General features: G+C 57.0%; 9 protein-coding genes. 8 read left to right on the plus strand and 1 reads right to left on the minus strand.

The window, feature by feature from the left end; translation table 11 throughout:
- Positions 1-810: IS256 family transposase (locus H5P30_RS00080; protein ID WP_185690930.1), on the plus strand; the 810-nt coding region annotated here is incomplete at its 5' end.
- A 384-nt stretch (positions 811-1,194) separates the two neighbouring features.
- Here H5P30_RS00080 and H5P30_RS00085 read toward each other — a convergent pair.
- On the minus strand, positions 1,195-1,830 hold the full coding sequence (locus H5P30_RS00085; RefSeq protein ID WP_185690931.1) for an SDR family oxidoreductase: 636 nt from the start codon (positions 1,828-1,830) through the stop codon (positions 1,195-1,197).
- Between the two features lie 183 nt (positions 1,831-2,013).
- On the opposite strand from H5P30_RS00085, the gene carB reads away from it, so the two are divergent.
- From carB to H5P30_RS00120, 7 genes are all read left to right on the plus strand, one after another.
- Positions 2,014-5,259, plus strand: coding sequence for a carbamoyl-phosphate synthase large subunit (carB, locus tag H5P30_RS00090; protein ID WP_185690932.1), 3,246 nt, complete (start codon positions 2,014-2,016; stop codon positions 5,257-5,259).
- Entirely contained in the window at positions 5,256-6,131 is an 876-nt protein-coding gene (gene purU / locus H5P30_RS00095; protein WP_185690933.1) for a formyltetrahydrofolate deformylase, read from the plus strand. The genes carB and purU overlap by 4 nt, the downstream gene beginning before the upstream one ends.
- A 263-nt stretch (positions 6,132-6,394) precedes the next feature.
- The gene (locus H5P30_RS00100; protein WP_221774242.1) at positions 6,395-8,899 is read left to right on the plus strand and encodes a plasma-membrane proton-efflux P-type ATPase; all 2,505 of its coding nucleotides are present in this window, start codon (positions 6,395-6,397) and stop codon (positions 8,897-8,899) included.
- A 277-nt stretch (positions 8,900-9,176) separates the two neighbouring features.
- Positions 9,177-10,691, plus strand: coding sequence for an OpgD/OpgG family glucan biosynthesis protein (locus tag H5P30_RS00105; protein WP_185690934.1), 1,515 nt, complete (start codon positions 9,177-9,179; stop codon positions 10,689-10,691).
- Positions 10,667-11,257: a hypothetical protein gene (locus H5P30_RS00110; RefSeq protein WP_185690935.1), complete on the plus strand. Its 591-nt coding sequence runs from the start codon at positions 10,667-10,669 to the stop codon at positions 11,255-11,257. The genes H5P30_RS00105 and H5P30_RS00110 overlap by 25 nt, the downstream gene beginning before the upstream one ends.
- Complete coding sequence (gene mdoH / locus H5P30_RS00115; RefSeq protein ID WP_185690936.1) at positions 11,254-13,368, plus strand: glucans biosynthesis glucosyltransferase MdoH; 2,115 nt, start codon at positions 11,254-11,256, stop codon at positions 13,366-13,368. Before H5P30_RS00110 ends, mdoH begins: the two co-directional genes overlap by 4 nt.
- Before the next feature lie 111 nt (positions 13,369-13,479).
- Positions 13,480-15,951, plus strand: a complete 2,472-nt coding sequence (locus H5P30_RS00120) for a DEAD/DEAH box helicase (protein ID WP_185690937.1) — start codon at positions 13,480-13,482, stop codon at positions 15,949-15,951.
- Positions 15,952-16,029 lie beyond the last annotated feature (78 nt).

The raw sequence follows: 16,029 nt of genomic DNA on the forward strand, positions 1-16,029 counted from the left end.
CGGGTAAGTCCCTCGACGGTCAGTAACCTCAACCAGAAGATTTACGAGCGTATTGAGGAGTGGCGGCAGAGGCCGCTCAGGAATCGCTACGTGTATACCTACCTGGACGGCCTTTGGCTCAAGCGGGCTTGGGGAGGCGAGGTCGAGAACGTCAGTATCCTCGTGGCCATCGGAGTGAACGAGATGGGATTCCGCGAGGTGCTCGGAGTGAGCGAGGGCATGAGCGAAGACAAGGAGAGCTGGAGGAACCTGCTTCGCAACCTATACGGGCGGGGACTGCGCCGGATCGATCTGGCGATCTCCGATAAGGCAGCCGGGTTGATCGAGGCCTTACCGGAGTTTTATCCGCAAGCCAAATGGCAACGATGTGTCTTCCACTTCCATAAAAACATCCTACACAAAGTGCCCAAACAAAAGCGCGAGGAGGTGATCCCTATGCTCAAGGCAATCCATGCCCAGGAAGATGCCCAAAGTGCCCGCGAAAAAGCAATCTCCGTGGCCGCCAAGCTCGAAGACTTGAAGCTCGGTCCTGCAGCCAGCATCCTGCTTCAGGGAATCGACGAATCGCTCACCTACTACCGTTTCCCCAGAGAGCACCACCGCAGCATCCGCACCAACAATATGCTCGAAAGGATCATGAAGGAGATACGTCGCAGAACCCGAGTGGTCGGAAGCTTCCCGGATGGGAAAAGCGCTCTCATGCTCGCCTGCGCCAGACTTAGATACATCGCCACAAAATCGTGGTCAGATACCCGAAAATATATGGATATGACCAAGCTTGAGGAAATCGAACTTCAACAAACCGCCTGAAAATCGCCAGCCCCCCATGGGGGGCTATTGACATCAACATCAACTAAACATCATAAACCAATCACCAACGCCTTGAGGCACTTGGACCTTTTTGCGAAAGATTTTGGACACTAACCGGCCGCCTGTCCAAAAGCGGATAACCTACTACCAGCTTCTACGTCTGAGGCGAATCAGCCTCAAAGGACTTCGTTAAATATTCGGAAACAGCCACACCTCTCAATCGGGGCGGAATGAATTCCGCGCTCCGATTGAGGGTTTTCTCAAAACTGATGGTTCGTCACCCATTAAAAACCAGACGATTGAATGTGGAGACCGAAATTACGCGCTCAGAATGGGATCACGGGACTGAGTTTTATAAATTCGTCCCACGGACAAGAGAAAGCATCAAAACGATTCCGGGATCGGCGTATCGCCGCCGACCATCTCGACGACCTTCCCCACAGTCTTATCCTCTCGCAAGCTGTGCAGGATGGCTGAGGCAACGTCCTCTCTGGAAATTTCTCCATGGCGAGTGGACAGCTTTTCGGCGGCTTCGATCTTCCCCGTCCCGGCCTCATCCAGCAATCGTCCGGGACGCAAGATGGTGAAATCAAGACCACTCCGCAGAAGTTCTTCGTCGGCCGCCCATTTTGCGACGAGGTAGGGTTTGATGCCTCCCGATACTTCGTCCGGATCCCCGGCGCGCTGGGCGCTGACAATAATAAAACGCTTCGGACCGGATTTCACGCACTCCCGGATCACTCGCACCGCCCCCCAAAGATCGATGAGAAGGGTTTTGTCCTTTCCCGTGTGGGCTCCGGATCCCGCCGTAAACACCACCGCATCCACATCTTCCAGCGCGGCGGCAAAATCACCTTCCAAATCACCAAGCACTGTTCCGATGCCGCTCGTGGCAAACGAATCAACCTGCAATTCGTCCCGAATTACGGCGAGCGGTTCCCATTCCTGATCGGCAGCAAGCTTTTCGGACAAGATCCGTCCAATTTTTCCGCTAGCCCCAAATATCGCTACTTTTTTCATAAGAATAACCTTTCGCATTTTTCACCGACCTTCAAGTGCGCCCCAGAATCTATCAAAATTTGCCGCGCAAACCCCTCTGATTCGCCAAGGAATGTCGATTCCTTCTGAAAATCGACCGAAGGAGGCCCAGATTCGGAAGATTTTGCTTCATACGTCGTTGCCGATCCTTCATCTTCTCCCCAAATGCCAAAAAGAGAGGATTTAAAAACCATCCTGATTGTTGGATCCGGCCCGATTGTTATCGGTCAGGCCTGTGAATTCGATTACAGCGGCGCGCAAGCCTGTAAAGCCCTTCGCGAGGAGGGATACCGAGTGATCTTGGTCAACAGCAACCCCGCGACGATTATGACCGACCCCGAGTTCGCCGATGTGACCTACATCGAGCCGCTGATCCCGGAGATTCTGGAGAAGATCATCGCCAAGGAGCGTCCGGATGCCCTCCTCCCCACGTTGGGAGGTCAGACTGGGCTCAACCTTTCGATGGACCTCTCGCGTCTGGGAATCCTTGACCGCTACAACGTTCAGCTCATCGGCGCCAACTTTGCCGCCATCGAAAAGGGTGAAGACCGCGAGCTCTTCAAGGAAGCGATGCTCAAGATCGGTCTCGATGTTGCCCGGTCCAAGACCGTCTCCAGCCTTCAAGGTGCCGAAGAGGCCGCCGCCGAGATCGGAAATTTCCCCCTCATCATTCGTCCGAGCTATACCCTCGGTGGAAGCGGGGGTGGCATCGCCTACAACCGCGAAGAATTCGTCGACATTGTGACCAACGGTCTCGAGCTCTCCCCCGTCCACGAGATTCTCATCGAAGAATGCCTCCTGGGCTGGAAAGAGTATGAGATGGAGGTCATGCGCGACCACAAGGACCAGTGCGTCGTCATTTGCTCGATCGAAAACTTCGACCCCATGGGCGTCCACACTGGTGACTCGATCACGGTGGCTCCGGCCATGACTTTGACCGACAAGGAATACCAGCTGATGCGCGACGCTTCGTTCGCCTGCATCCGCGAGGTCGGCGTCGAAACCGGCGGCAGCAACATCCAGTTTGCCGTGGATCCGTCCAATGGCCGCATGGTCGTGATCGAGATGAACCCCCGGGTTTCCCGCAGTTCTGCTCTGGCTTCCAAAGCGACTGGTTTCCCGATCGCCAAGATCGCCGCGAAACTCGCCGTGGGCTATAGCCTCGACGAGCTGGCGAATGACATCACCCGCCAGACGCCGGCCTCCTTCGAGCCGAGCATCGACTACGTGGTGACGAAGATTCCACGCTTCACCTTCGAAAAGTTCCCCGGCGCCGACGACACCCTAACCTCCTCGATGAAATCCGTCGGGGAAGCTATGGCAATCGGACGCACCTTCAAGGAATCTTTTCAGAAAGCCTTCCGCTCGATGGAGATCGGGGTCGAGGGCTATGCCGACGACCGCTGGAATACCAGTGACCACGAGGAGATTCGCGCCGGTCTGGCCCGCGCAACCTGCACCCGGGCTTTCCACGTCCGCAATGCCTTGCGCAACGGCTTCTCGATCGAAGAAATCCATCAAATCACGTTCATCGACGTCTGGTTCCTTCACCAGTTGAAGGAAATCTGCGATATGGAGGAATTCCTCCGCTCGACGCCTCTCGACAGTCTCGACGCCCTCCAACTACGCCGGGCCAAGGAAATGGGATTTTCTGATCAACAGATTTCCCGCCTCTGTGAAACGACTCGCCAGACCGTCCGTAAGAAGCGTGCAGAATTTGGCGTCAACACGACCTATCGCCTCGTCGACACCTGTGCGGCTGAGTTCGAAGCCTACACGCCCTACTACTACTCTTCCTACGGAGACGAGAACGAGATTGTTCCCTCCGACCGCAAGAAGATCATGATTCTCGGCGGCGGGCCCAACCGAATCGGCCAGGGAATCGAGTTCGACTACTGCTGTGTTCACGCCTCCTTCGCTCTCCGCGAAGCGGGTTATGAGACCATCATGGTCAACTCCAATCCAGAGACCGTCTCGACCGACTACGACACCTCGGACCGACTTTATTTCGAGCCGCTCACCCTGGAGGACGTTCTCGAAATCTATTCCCAAGAACAATGCGACGGTGTGATCGTCCAATTCGGCGGGCAAACTCCGTTGAACTTGGCGACCGACCTCAAGGCACACGGGGTTAAAATCATCGGCACCTCGCCCGACAACATTGACCTCGCCGAAGACCGGCGCCGCTTCAAAGCCATTCTGGAAAAGACCGGCCTGAAGCAACCGATCAACAACACCGCCATCTCCCCTGAGGAGGCCTACGAAATGGCTGGCCAGATCGGATTCCCCGTTCTCCTCCGGCCTTCCTTCGTTCTCGGCGGTCGCGGAATGTTCATCGTCTACAACATGGCGGAGCTGAAGTCTGTCGTCCGCGAAGCCTTCGACGCCGCTCCGGGCAAGCCCGTCCTCCTCGACAAATTCCTCGAGGATGCGATCGAGGTCGACGTTGACTGCATTAGCGATGGCGAAACCACCGTCATCGGCGGAATGCTGGAGCACATCGAGTACGCAGGCGTCCACTCGGGTGATGCCGCCATGGTCCTCCCACCGCACACCCTCGACAAGGAAATGATCGATGAGATGCGCACTGCCACTCATTCGCTCGCCAAATCGCTGGGCGTCATCGGACTGATGAATATCCAGTTCGCCATCAAGGACCGCGAGGTCTACCTCCTCGAGGTAAACCCACGAGCCTCCCGCACCGTTCCCTTCGTCAGTAAGGCCACGGGCGTTCCCCTCGCAAAGTATGCCGCCCGCGTCATGGCCGGCGAGAAACTCAAGGACCTGGGCTTCACCAAAGAAGTCATCCCTCCCTACTACGCGATCAAGGAATCCGTCTTCCCCTTCGCCCGTTTCCTCGGAGCGCCGATCGTGCTCACTCCGGAAATGCGAAGCACCGGGGAAGTCATGGGAATCGACGAGGACCTCGGAATCGCCTTCGCAAAGACCCAGATGGCAGTCCAACCTTCCCTCCCGCAGAAGGGCAATGTTTTCATCTCGGTCAAACCGGAAGACAAACCACGCTGCCTGGATATCGTTCGCGAATTCATCGACCTCGGGTTCAAGATCGTCGCCACCCGCGGCACAGCCAACTACCTAAAGGAGCAAGGCTTCGAAGTTACCGCGATCGAGAAGATCAGCGACGGGGGCCGTCCAAATGTGTCGGACCTCATCAAGAACAATGAGATTCAGATGATCATCAACACCCCCATGGGAATGATGCCACGCAAAGACGAAGGTGTGATCCGCCGAGAAGCGATTCTCCATCGCATCTGCATCATGACGACTCTCTCCGGAGCTGCCGCCGCCGTTCAGGGAATTCGTGCCCTCCGCGGGAAAGACGTCGAGGTCCGGTCGATTCAGGAGTTTGTCGAACTCACCCGACTCGACCACGCCAAGAAGAGCCAATGAGCAAAATTCGGCTCATTGCCCTCCTCTCCGGTCCCGACCGTCCGGGGATCGTTGCACGGGTCTCCGGCTGGATCTTCGAGCGGGGAGGCAACATCCTCCACGCCGACCAGCACCAGGACCCGGAGGAGCACATCTTCTTTCAGAGGGTCGAGTGGGTCCCAACCAACAGCGATTCGCCGGAAAAGTGTGAGGCCGAAGGCAATGCCTTCGCCGATTTCGCCACCCGCGAACTCGGAATGAAGGTGCAAGTCAGCCGCTCCGATGTCGTTCCCCGGATCGCTCTCTTCGTTTCGAAAATCCCACACTGTTTCCACGACGTTCTCCTCCGGGCACAGGCCGGCGAATTTCATGGAGAGGTCGCCTGCATCCTCTCCAATCACGAAACCCTGCGCAAATCTGCGGAGAGCTACGGCATCCCCTTCCACCACATCCCCATTGGGCCAAGAGGCAGTGAGGAGCGGGAAAACTCCGAGAATGAGCAGGTCCGTCTTTGCCGTGAATACCAGGTCGATGTCGTCGTCCTCGCCCGCTACATGCAAGTGCTCTCCGCCGAACTCCTGCAGAGACTCGAGGTCCCGGTCATCAACATCCACCATTCTTTTCTTCCCGCATTCGCCGGTGGCAAACCTTACCACCAAGCCTATGCCCGCGGCGTGAAACTGATTGGAGCCACCGCCCATTATGCCACCGCAGATCTCGACGAGGGTCCCATCATCCACCAGGACGTCAGCCGCGTGAACCACCGCGACTCGGTCTCCGAACTCACCCGACGAGGGCGCGACCTCGAAAAAACCGTCCTCGCCCAAGCCATCCGATGGCATCTCGATAGCCGCATCCTCGTCTATCACAACAAGACCGTCGTCTTCCATTGATGCCCTTCCGAGGGGCTTTCGCCATCGAGGAGCCCCGACCCGAAAGAACCCAAAGCATTGGAATAGAACATCTTACACAATATAATAAACCAGGTTAATTTAAATTGACAAAATCGACCAAAACTCCATTTCAAGCGAATTGAGGTGTAATCGATAAACGATTCCTGAGTTCTGGGTTCCAGAATCGACCCAACTGTTTTTGGAATTGAAGTGACTTCACTTCCGATGGTCGGCATGCTGGCAACGAAAGCAGGTATTTCGCTATGAAAGATTTTCTGTCGGCGGACGACGCCAAGGACATGTCACTTAAGGAAGTGCAATCGACTCTGGAATCTGGAGAGAAGGGGCTCGATTCCAACGAAGCGGGCAAGCGGTTGAAGAGTATCGGCCCGAATGAGCTCACCTCGAGTCAACGGAGTTCGCTCAAACTCTTCCTGAGTTATTTCTGGGGACCCATCCCTTGGATGATTGAGATCGCCGCGATCCTTTCCTTGGTGAATAGAGACTTGGGAGACTTCCTCATTATTTTCTCCCTTCTGTTGATAAACGCTGGCATCGGCTTTTTTCAGGAATTTCGGGCCGCCAATGCTCTCGAAGCCTTGAAAGGGCAGCTCGCCTTAAAAGCGCGTGTCTGCCGCGATGGGACCTGGCAGGATATCGAGGCTCGCGAGCTGGTCCCTGGTGACCTGATTCGCATGCGTCTGGGCGATATCATCCCCGCCGACGCCAAGCTCGCCGACGGAGACTATCTCACGATCGACCAATCCTCGCTGACAGGGGAGTCCCTTCCCGTTTCCAAGAAAACTGGTGAGATCGCCTACTCGGGCTCCGTGGCCAAACAAGGCGCGATGACCGCCATTGTGACCGCCACGGGAGGCAATACGTTTTTTGCCAAGACCGCCAAGCTCGTCGAGAACGCTGGCTCCGGAAGCCATTTTCAAAAGGCAGTTCTCCATATCGGGAACTTCCTGATCATGCTCGCGTTGGTCCTTTGCGTTCTCCTCACGATTATTCAACTCGGACGAGGGGACGACTTTCTTCAAATCCTCCAGTTCGTCCTCATCCTCGCCGTAGCCTCCATTCCCGTTGCTATGCCCGCTGTCCTGTCTGTGACCATGGCTCTTGGAGCGCTGGCTCTCTCCAAGCAAAAGGCCATCGTCTCCCGTCTTCAGGCAATCGAGGAGCTGGCCGGGATCGATATCCTCTGCTCCGATAAAACGGGAACCCTGACCAAGAACCAGATCACCTTGGGGGAATCGGCAGTAGTCGGCGCCCGCGACGAGTCTGACCTGATTTCAGCCGCCGCCCTGGCCTCACAAACAGATAACAGCGACGCCATTGACTCTGCGGTCATGAGTTCGCTCCCCGATCCCGCATCGCTCAAGCCCTTCACTCTCAAGAAGTTCCTTCCCTTCGATCCGGTCTCCAAACGGACGGAGGGCACTTGGCAAAGTCCTGATGGCGAGACGATCTGTGCCAGCAAGGGTGCTCCCCAGGTCATCTTCGATCTCTGCAATCTCAATGAGGATGAGCGGAAGAAGGCCGAAGCCACCGTCCACACCTTTGCCGAAAAGGGCCTCCGGACTCTTGGAGTCGCTCGCCGTGAGAATGAATCGTGGAACTTCCTCGGAATCCTTTCCCTTTTCGATCCTCCCCGCGACGATTCGAAATCGACTATCGAGCAGGCGCAGGAGCACGGAATTGAGGTCAAGATGGTTACGGGAGACAACACTGCCATCGCGGCCGAGATCTCGGGCCAACTCGGTCTCGGCAGCCATATTCACCCCGCTAGCGAGTTTTTCGCCAAGGATGACGACCCAGCCAATCTATCCCTCGGGAAAGCGGAAGCCATTGAGAAGTCCGATGGATTCGCCGAGGTCTTCCCCGAGCACAAGTATGGGATCGTCAAAGCGCTGCAACGCCGCAATCACATTGTCGGAATGACCGGCGACGGCGTAAACGATGCCCCCGCCCTCAAACAAGCTGATGTCGGGATCGCCGTATCCGGGGCCACGGACGCCGCCCGAGGAGCCGCTGCCCTCATCCTCACTCAGCCCGGTCTCTCGGTCATCGTTCGAGCCGTCGAGCTAGCGCGACAAATTTTTGAGCGGATGCTCAGCTACACGATCTATCGCATCGCAATGACGATCGACATCATGATCTTTGTCGTTCTGGCCATGCTCATATTCCCGACCCTCGGCGGAGTCGGCTTCTACCCTTTAACCCCGATCATGATCATCCTCCTCGCCCTTTTGGACGACATCCCGATCATGTGTATCGCCTACGACAACACCCGAATCGACCCCAAGCCGGTCCGCTGGAATATGCCTCGGGTGATCACCATCGCCAGCACCCTGGGAGTCCTCTCCGTAGTCCAGACCTTCGGCGTCCTCTGGCTGGGAGTTCACAAGCTTGGCCTCTCCTCCGATCCGACTCTCCTCCAGTCGATGCTCTTTCTTCAGTTGGTGGTCGCCGGACATCTCCTGCTCCTCCTGGCCCGCACGTCAAAGCCGTTCTTCATTCCCCCCTTCCCTTCCTGGCAATTGTTGGGCGCTGTGATTCTCACCCAAATCGTCGCCATGGCACTCTGCGGGTTTGGCTGGCTGGTTCCTCAACTTTCCTGGAAGTGGATCGGGTGGGTTTGGGGCTACAACCTGATCTGGATGGTCGCCTTGGATTTAGCAAAAGTCCTACTTTACCGTCAACTCGATCACCGCTCGCGCCATCAGCAGCAGCTGACGAACATGAGTCGGCGAATCGATGGCTAAAAGCACCTCGACCCGACGAAATCAACCAAATCTTTCTTCACCACCCGTAGCGTCTCTTAAACGCATGAGCTCGTGATGGTTGCGCAAGTGACCTTTTACTCGTTGCCGTCAAAAGAACGATAAGATGCGATTTGCGTCACTTTTCGGATTGCGCCATCGGTGGACATCAAAGCGAGATAGTGACCGAAAATGATTCAACAAGAGAAGCAGCCAACCCAATCATCCATGGCCCGGATTCCAATGGAGTCCGCCTCAATGACTGACTTCGTCTCCTAAAATGACCGACTGGAAAAGACTCTGGACCGGAACTCTACTTTCTCTCCTGGCGGGCAGCTATGCCTGGGCCGCTGGTGCTGAACGACTGACGGTAGATTTCCCCTATGTAGAACAAGCTGCAAAGCGACTGGCGGAGAAGCCCTACAGCCCCCCGGACACGATTCCCGAGGAATTGCAGTCAATCGACTACGATGACTACCGGGAGATTCGCTTCAATCCGATCAAAGCGCTTTGGGCCGACGAGCAACTCCCCTTCCGGATCGAGTTTTTCCACTTGGGCTATCTTTACAACGAATCGGTGACCGTCAACGAGACGACCCCCACCCACAAACAGAAGATTCCCTACTCTTCCGAGCTATTCGACTACGGGAAGAACAGCGACCTCGCCGCCGACCTCCCCAGCGACTTGGGATATGCCGGGATCCGGATTCTCTACCCCTTGAACAATCCTGAGGTATACGACGAAGTTGCCGTGTTCCAAGGGGCTAGCTACTTCCGCATGCTTAGCCGAGGTCAGATCTGGGGGCTCTCCTCCCGGGGATTGGCGATCAACACCGGAACCGCCGCGGGCGAGTCCTTCCCCATTTTCCGAGAGTTTTGGCTGCGCAAACCCAAGCCCAAGGACCGCGAACTCCTGTTCTACGCTCTCCTCGATGGCAAATGGGCCACGGGCGCCTATGAGTTCAAGTTAATCCCCGGCGATCCCACCACCATGAAGATCCGGGCGACCCTCTTCTTCCGCCAGATTCCTACCCGGATCGGACTCGCTCCTTTCTCCAGCATGTTCTGGTATGGTGAGGTTTCGATGGATCGCCCCGCCGACTATCGCCCCGAGGTTCACGATTCCGACAATCTCGTCATGGAGTCCTCTTCCGGGGAATTCCTCAGTCGCCCTCTGATTAATCCCAAGGAAATCACCGAATCCTTCTTCCAGTTTGATGGAGTGAAAGGATGGGGCCTCCTCCAACGGGACCGAATCTTCGGCAACTATGAAGACATCGAAGCCGCCTACCACCTCCGCCCGGGCGGTTGGGTCGTCCCCAAGGATGGCTTTGGCGCAGGCTCGGTCTATCTTTTGGAGCTTCCGGTGGAGGAAGAGACCGAAGACAATATCGCCGCGATGTGGATCCCCGAGGAGACACCTCAGGCGCAACAGCCCTACACCTTTTCCTACGACCTAAGCGTGCCGACAAACAACCCATCGCCCAACGGCTGGGTCCAGGCCACTCGCCAAGGGCGGTCTCTCGATGGACGCCGCCAGATCGTAGTCGACTGGGGAGGCGGAAGCTTGGCTGGGATTGCCCCCTCGGAGAATGTCGAAGTCGTTCTCTCCGCCACGCCGGAGGACCTCGTCGAAGAGCAAACCCTTCAAAAAAATCCCTACAACAATAGCTGGCGTATGGTCCTCTACCTGCGCGAACCAACCCCAGAAGATACTGAGGGGAATCTTCGAGCTTTTCTGCGTTTCAACGATCAAATTTTGACCGAAACATGGACGCATCTTTGGAAACCGTAAAGTGGAGACTCCCGGAAGGAACAACCGAGAAAGACTGGGATGACGCCTACCGCCGGCTAGATGCTTATCTTTCGGCCCTCCGCATCGATAACAGCCTCCAGCGAAGCGGGTTGATCCACCGGATTCTTCAGCGAGCCGTCGACCGCACAATCGAAAGTCCTCAGGAAGGCGTTGCAGCATCGGCCCTGCTTGAGTGCGAAACCCACGTCTGCCAGTGGTTTCGCGAAGTGCTAAACCTGCCGGACTCCACTCCCCCTGAGCAGATTCTTGAGAGAGGCTACCTCTCTCTCCTCCTCTTCGGAGCCGGGAGCGGCTGGCGCCAACACTTTCTCCAACCCGGCCCCTGGCCAAAACAGATCATTGAGGAACTACAGACTCACTATATCGAAGCGGGACCGGAATTCCGGCGGAGCCACATGGGAGAACGCCCCATCGACTACGGCCCCTGGTCCAACCTCGCAGACCAAACCCTTCGCGGCCTCGACAAACGCCCCCTCTTGCGGAGCGCATTCGTCGCCATCTTCGGGATCTCTCTCGTCGCCATCCTCTACTACTTTTCCCGATGAACGCTGAAAACAAACCTCCCGAGCCGTGGATCAAAGACGGAAAGACGGGAACGGGCTGGGCCTTTTTCGCCCTCTGGTTTTTCGTCTGGATTGTCGGAGTTCTCCTCTTCAGCGATTTCCTCTGGCGCACCCAGATCTATGGCCTCAAGCACGCCATGATTGTCGTGCAGGCAATCCTCTTCGCGCAGGTTTCCTTTGGATTCTGCCAAGGGGTCGTCGGATATTTCCTCAAGCCCAACTTCAAGCAAAAGGGCTCCGTTCCACCGAGCACCGAGGAATCCCGGTCCGCTCCGACCGCTCTCCTATTCCCCGTCTACAACGAAGAGCCCGCCCGCGTTCTTGCCGGCCTCGAGGCCACCTACCGCTCCCTCGAGAAAACCGGGCGGCTCGATCAATTCGACTTTTTCATCCTCAGCGACACCCGTGATCCCGACAAATGGGTTGAGGAAGAAATGGGCTGGTTGACCCTCTCCCGTCGACTCGGCGCTCTCAACCGCATCCACTACCGGAGGCGGCGAGAGAATACCGGGAAAAAGGCAGGCAACATTCGCGACTTTCTCGAGAGATGGGGACAGCGCTACCGCTACATGATCATCTTCGACGCCGACAGCGTGATGGAAGGCCCCACCCTCACCAATATGGTGGACGCGATGGAGACCGACCCACAGCTCGGCATCCTCCAAACCGTTCCCCGACTTTGGCGAGCGCAGACCCTTTTCGGACGGGCTCTCCAGTTTGCCAACCGCGTCTACGGCGAGCACTTCTCCCGGGGGCTTGCGACCTGGCAGGGAAATCACGGCAACTATTGGGGTCACAACGCCATCATCCGCGTCAATGCCTTCATGGAGCACTGCGACCTCCCTGACCTCCCCTACAAGGAGCCCGTGGGAGGCAGTATCCTCAGTCACGACTTTGTCGAAGCCGCCCTCATGCGGCGAGCCGGCTACAAGGTCATGCTCTACCCAGGAGCCGAAGGGAGCTGGGAGGAGGGGCCGGAGAATATCTTCGACTCCCTGCAGCGCGACCGTCGCTGGTGTCAGGGCAACCTGCAGCACATCTGGTTCCTCTTCGCCAAAGGGATCCCCGGGCGGAATCGGATACATTTTCTGAACGGCATCCTCTCCTACGCCGGCTCACTGCTCTGGCTCATATTCCTCGTCCTCTGCACGCTCGTCGTGGTCCAATTCTCCCGTACCGGCCTGAGCTTCGTCCCCATTGACGGAATGCTGATGTCCCTCGGCCTCGACATCAGCCTCGCTACCCAGGGGTTAATCGTCCTCCTCTACACCGCCATGCTCCTGCTGGGGCCGAAATTCCTGGCGTGGTTTGACGCGGGCTGCCGCGGCGACTCGGGTCCCCTCCGCACCGGAGTCAACGTCTTGGCCGAGAGCTTCCTCTCGGCCCTGATCGCACCCGTCATGATGTTTTTCCACAGCGTCTTCGTGATCGTGATCCCCCTCGGATCGAAAACGGGATGGAATGCCCAAGCGCGAGACGCGGGCGATGGAGTCGCCTTCTCCACCGCCTTTCGCAATCTTTGGCACGTCACTCTCATCGGAATCCTTTGGGCCGCCGTCGCATGGCGTTTCAACTCCGATTTTTTCTGGTGGCTCAGCCCGATCTTCATTCCTCTCGCCCTGTCCATCCCTCTCGCAATGCTTCTCGGTTCCCCCTCCGTAGGACGCAAGTCTTCTGGGGCAAAGATTTTGACAATGCCCGAGGAAGAATCTCCTACCGAGGTTCTCGACAATCTCCGCCAAGGCACCGCGAACATGCGAGATGGCCTCTCGAAAGGTCCACTTTCCGGAGCCTCCCTAGCTTTCCTCGACCCCTACGTTCACGCCCTCCACGTCCGGCTGAATGCGTCCGAGGAACCCGAAGAGACCTCCGACCAGATCGCGGACAAAATGCTCTCCGAAGGCATCTCCTCGCTCTCTCCCAAAGAAATCGAATCCTGCCTCAACGATCCGAAGGCCCTCCAACGCATTCACCGCGAACTCTGGTTCTCCAGCCGTGAGAATTTGGCCCCGGAATGGCGCGCTAAGCTCCTGCAATACTCCCAGCTGCACGAAATCAATCGCCTCGGATTCAACAAAAGATCCGAAGTTTGAGAGAAATCGTCCCTGAAAACCTCCATTTCGGGGGTTTCTCTCGAAAATACTCCGATATAGTGAAACCCGGAATTGATCCTGCATTCCAATTCAGGTTCAATGGCGGATTCCATGTTTACTCGCGATGCTAGGCATAAATACTCCGAATCGGCGCTCAAACGCTGGTCCTCCTGGCTTTCGCGTGATTGGGAACACTATTTCCAGCCCCATATTCTCGAGCTGGGCCGCAAATATTATCGCCGCAACTCTATTATAGAAGTTGAGCTAACCCCTCAGGATCTGACCGTTTCGGTTGAAACTGATGACGGAGAGGCCTACTCGATCGTCGAATGGTCCCGGATCGGGCCAATGGTCCGCGATTCCCGCAATGACCATGACCTCGGTCAGGCGATCGCGGTCGCCGGTCTCTACGAGATTGAGGAGCTCCTCGCGGATCGCCTCACCCCACTCCCTTTCGAAAAGACGGCCCCCACCCCCAAAGCGGTGGCCGAAAAGCCCGAAAACTCCGACTCCTCTCCGTCGGGAAATCCGGAGGAACGCCCCGTACTTCTCTTTTTCATTGAGGGGGAAAAACTGTGTTTCCGCGCTCTCCCCAACGGCAGCCACGAAGAATCTGATAGCAACCAGCGCCGGGAACGACTGATCCAACTCTCCCACATGGCCCGCCGCAGTGGGTTTAAGTTCAATAATCGGTCGGCTGTTTTTGAAATGGCTGAGTCCGAGAAGTTCCTCAGCTTTCTCCGCAACGGAGTCCCAGGCTGGCGATCCTCTTTCGACATTCACCAAACTTCCGAGGTCGAGCTGCTCAACCTGGGTCAGCGCGAGGTGCGACTCCAGGCATCCGTCCACCGGTCTAGCGATAGCGGAGGACTCCGCCTCGAGTGGTCCTCCCACCTCGGAGAGGACACGCTTTCCGACGAAGAGATTGCCCGCCTCCTACGCCGCAAAGAGAGCCCCCTCTTCCTCCCTGGGCGTGGACTCGTCCGCCTCGACCCGGAAGGGATCGAGATCTCGCGTCAACTCGAGAACCTGCCCGGTGGGCGCAAACGCGATCTCCCACCCTACCTTTTTCTCAGCCTTTTCCAGACTCACTCCGTCACCTTTCGTCTTTCTCCCGAAGTGCAGGAGTGGATCGAGGCACTCAAGTCTCCCGATCCCGAGCCCCCCGCGGGGACGCCAGACTTTCTACGTCCCTACCAACGCCGAGGCGTCGCCCACCTGTTCCACCTTTGCAACAACGATTGCCATCCACTCCTTGCGGATGAAATGGGACTCGGAAAGACCATCCAGATTCTCGCCTTACTGCATTGCGACGGATTCGAAATTCCATCCCTCGTCGTCTGCCCGGCCAGCGTGGTTTCCGTCTGGACCCGCGAAGCCCAGCGCTTTTTCCCGGACATGCCCTTCCGCGTTCTCCGATCCGGAGACTCTTGGCGGGAGCACCCCGGAGGTTGCCTCTGGGTTGCCAGCTATACCCAGCTGCGCCGTCACCGCTCTTACCTCGAGGATGCCCAGTTCCGCTACGCCGTTCTCGATGAAGCTCAGCAAATTAAAAACCCGGACGCCAAAGTTAGCCGGGCCTGCTTTGCCATCAAAGCGAACCACCGTATTGCCCTGACCGGCACCCCCGTCGAGAACAGCCACATGGACCTGTGGTCCATCTTCCGCTTCCTCATGCCCGACCTCCTCGGGAGCCGCCGCGAATTCTTCGACGAGATGAACCGCGACCGCAAGGCACTTGTCGAACGTGTGCGAATACAAGCAGCCCCCTTCCTGATTCGCCGGACAAAAAAAGAAGTCGTTCAGGAACTCCCCGACAAAGTCGAGACCGAGCTCCTCTGCTCGATGGGAGACCAGCAACGCAAAGTTTACAACCGGATCGCCGAAACCGTGTTTCAGGAGTTCAAGAGCGGATTCCGCCAACTCAGCGGGCAGCGTAGTCTTCACTTTCTCACCGCAATCACCCGGTTACGCCAAGCCTGCTGCGACCTCCGCCTTCTTCCTGAAGATTTCCGGGAGGAAGCCGGCATCACGGATGATCTCCCGCTGGCTGGCATGAGCGGAAAACTGGAAACCCTGAGTGAAAACCTTCAGGAGATCCTCGTCGGCCCCCGCAAGGTCGTTATCTTCAGCCAATTTGTCAGTCTTCTCGATCGCACGGAGGAACTTCTCGCTCAGCAGTTCCCGCAAATCCGGCAATTCCGCCTAACCGGATCGACCCGCGACCGCGAGTCCCCCGTTGCCGAATTCCAGAAGCACCGCAAGGCTGCGGTCATGCTCGTCAGCCTGAAGGCTGGCGGCACCGGCATCACGCTCCACGCCGCAGACTACGTCTTCCTTCTCGATCCTTGGTGGAACCCTGCGGCCGAGCAGCAAGCCATTGATCGAGTGCACCGTATTGGCCAACAAAAGACCGTTTTTGTCTATCGCCTCGTCGCCCAAGGAACGATCGAAGAGAATATCCAAAAGCTCAAGGCAGAGAAGACCGGACTCTTCAAAGAGATCGTCGAGTCCTCCCGACCTCTTGAAGCCATTCGTTCGCACTTCGATACGATCGAGGGATTCCTCAAACCCTCCGAGTGATTGGTTCGCGGCCAAATTGGGGGGAAATGGGTCTTCCGCTCCATTTGGCAAGAGAAGAACCCCAAAGTGGCCCATAAA

This window comes from Puniceicoccus vermicola (assembly GCF_014230055.1).
Classification (GTDB): domain Bacteria; phylum Verrucomicrobiota; class Verrucomicrobiia; order Opitutales; family Puniceicoccaceae; genus Puniceicoccus; species Puniceicoccus vermicola.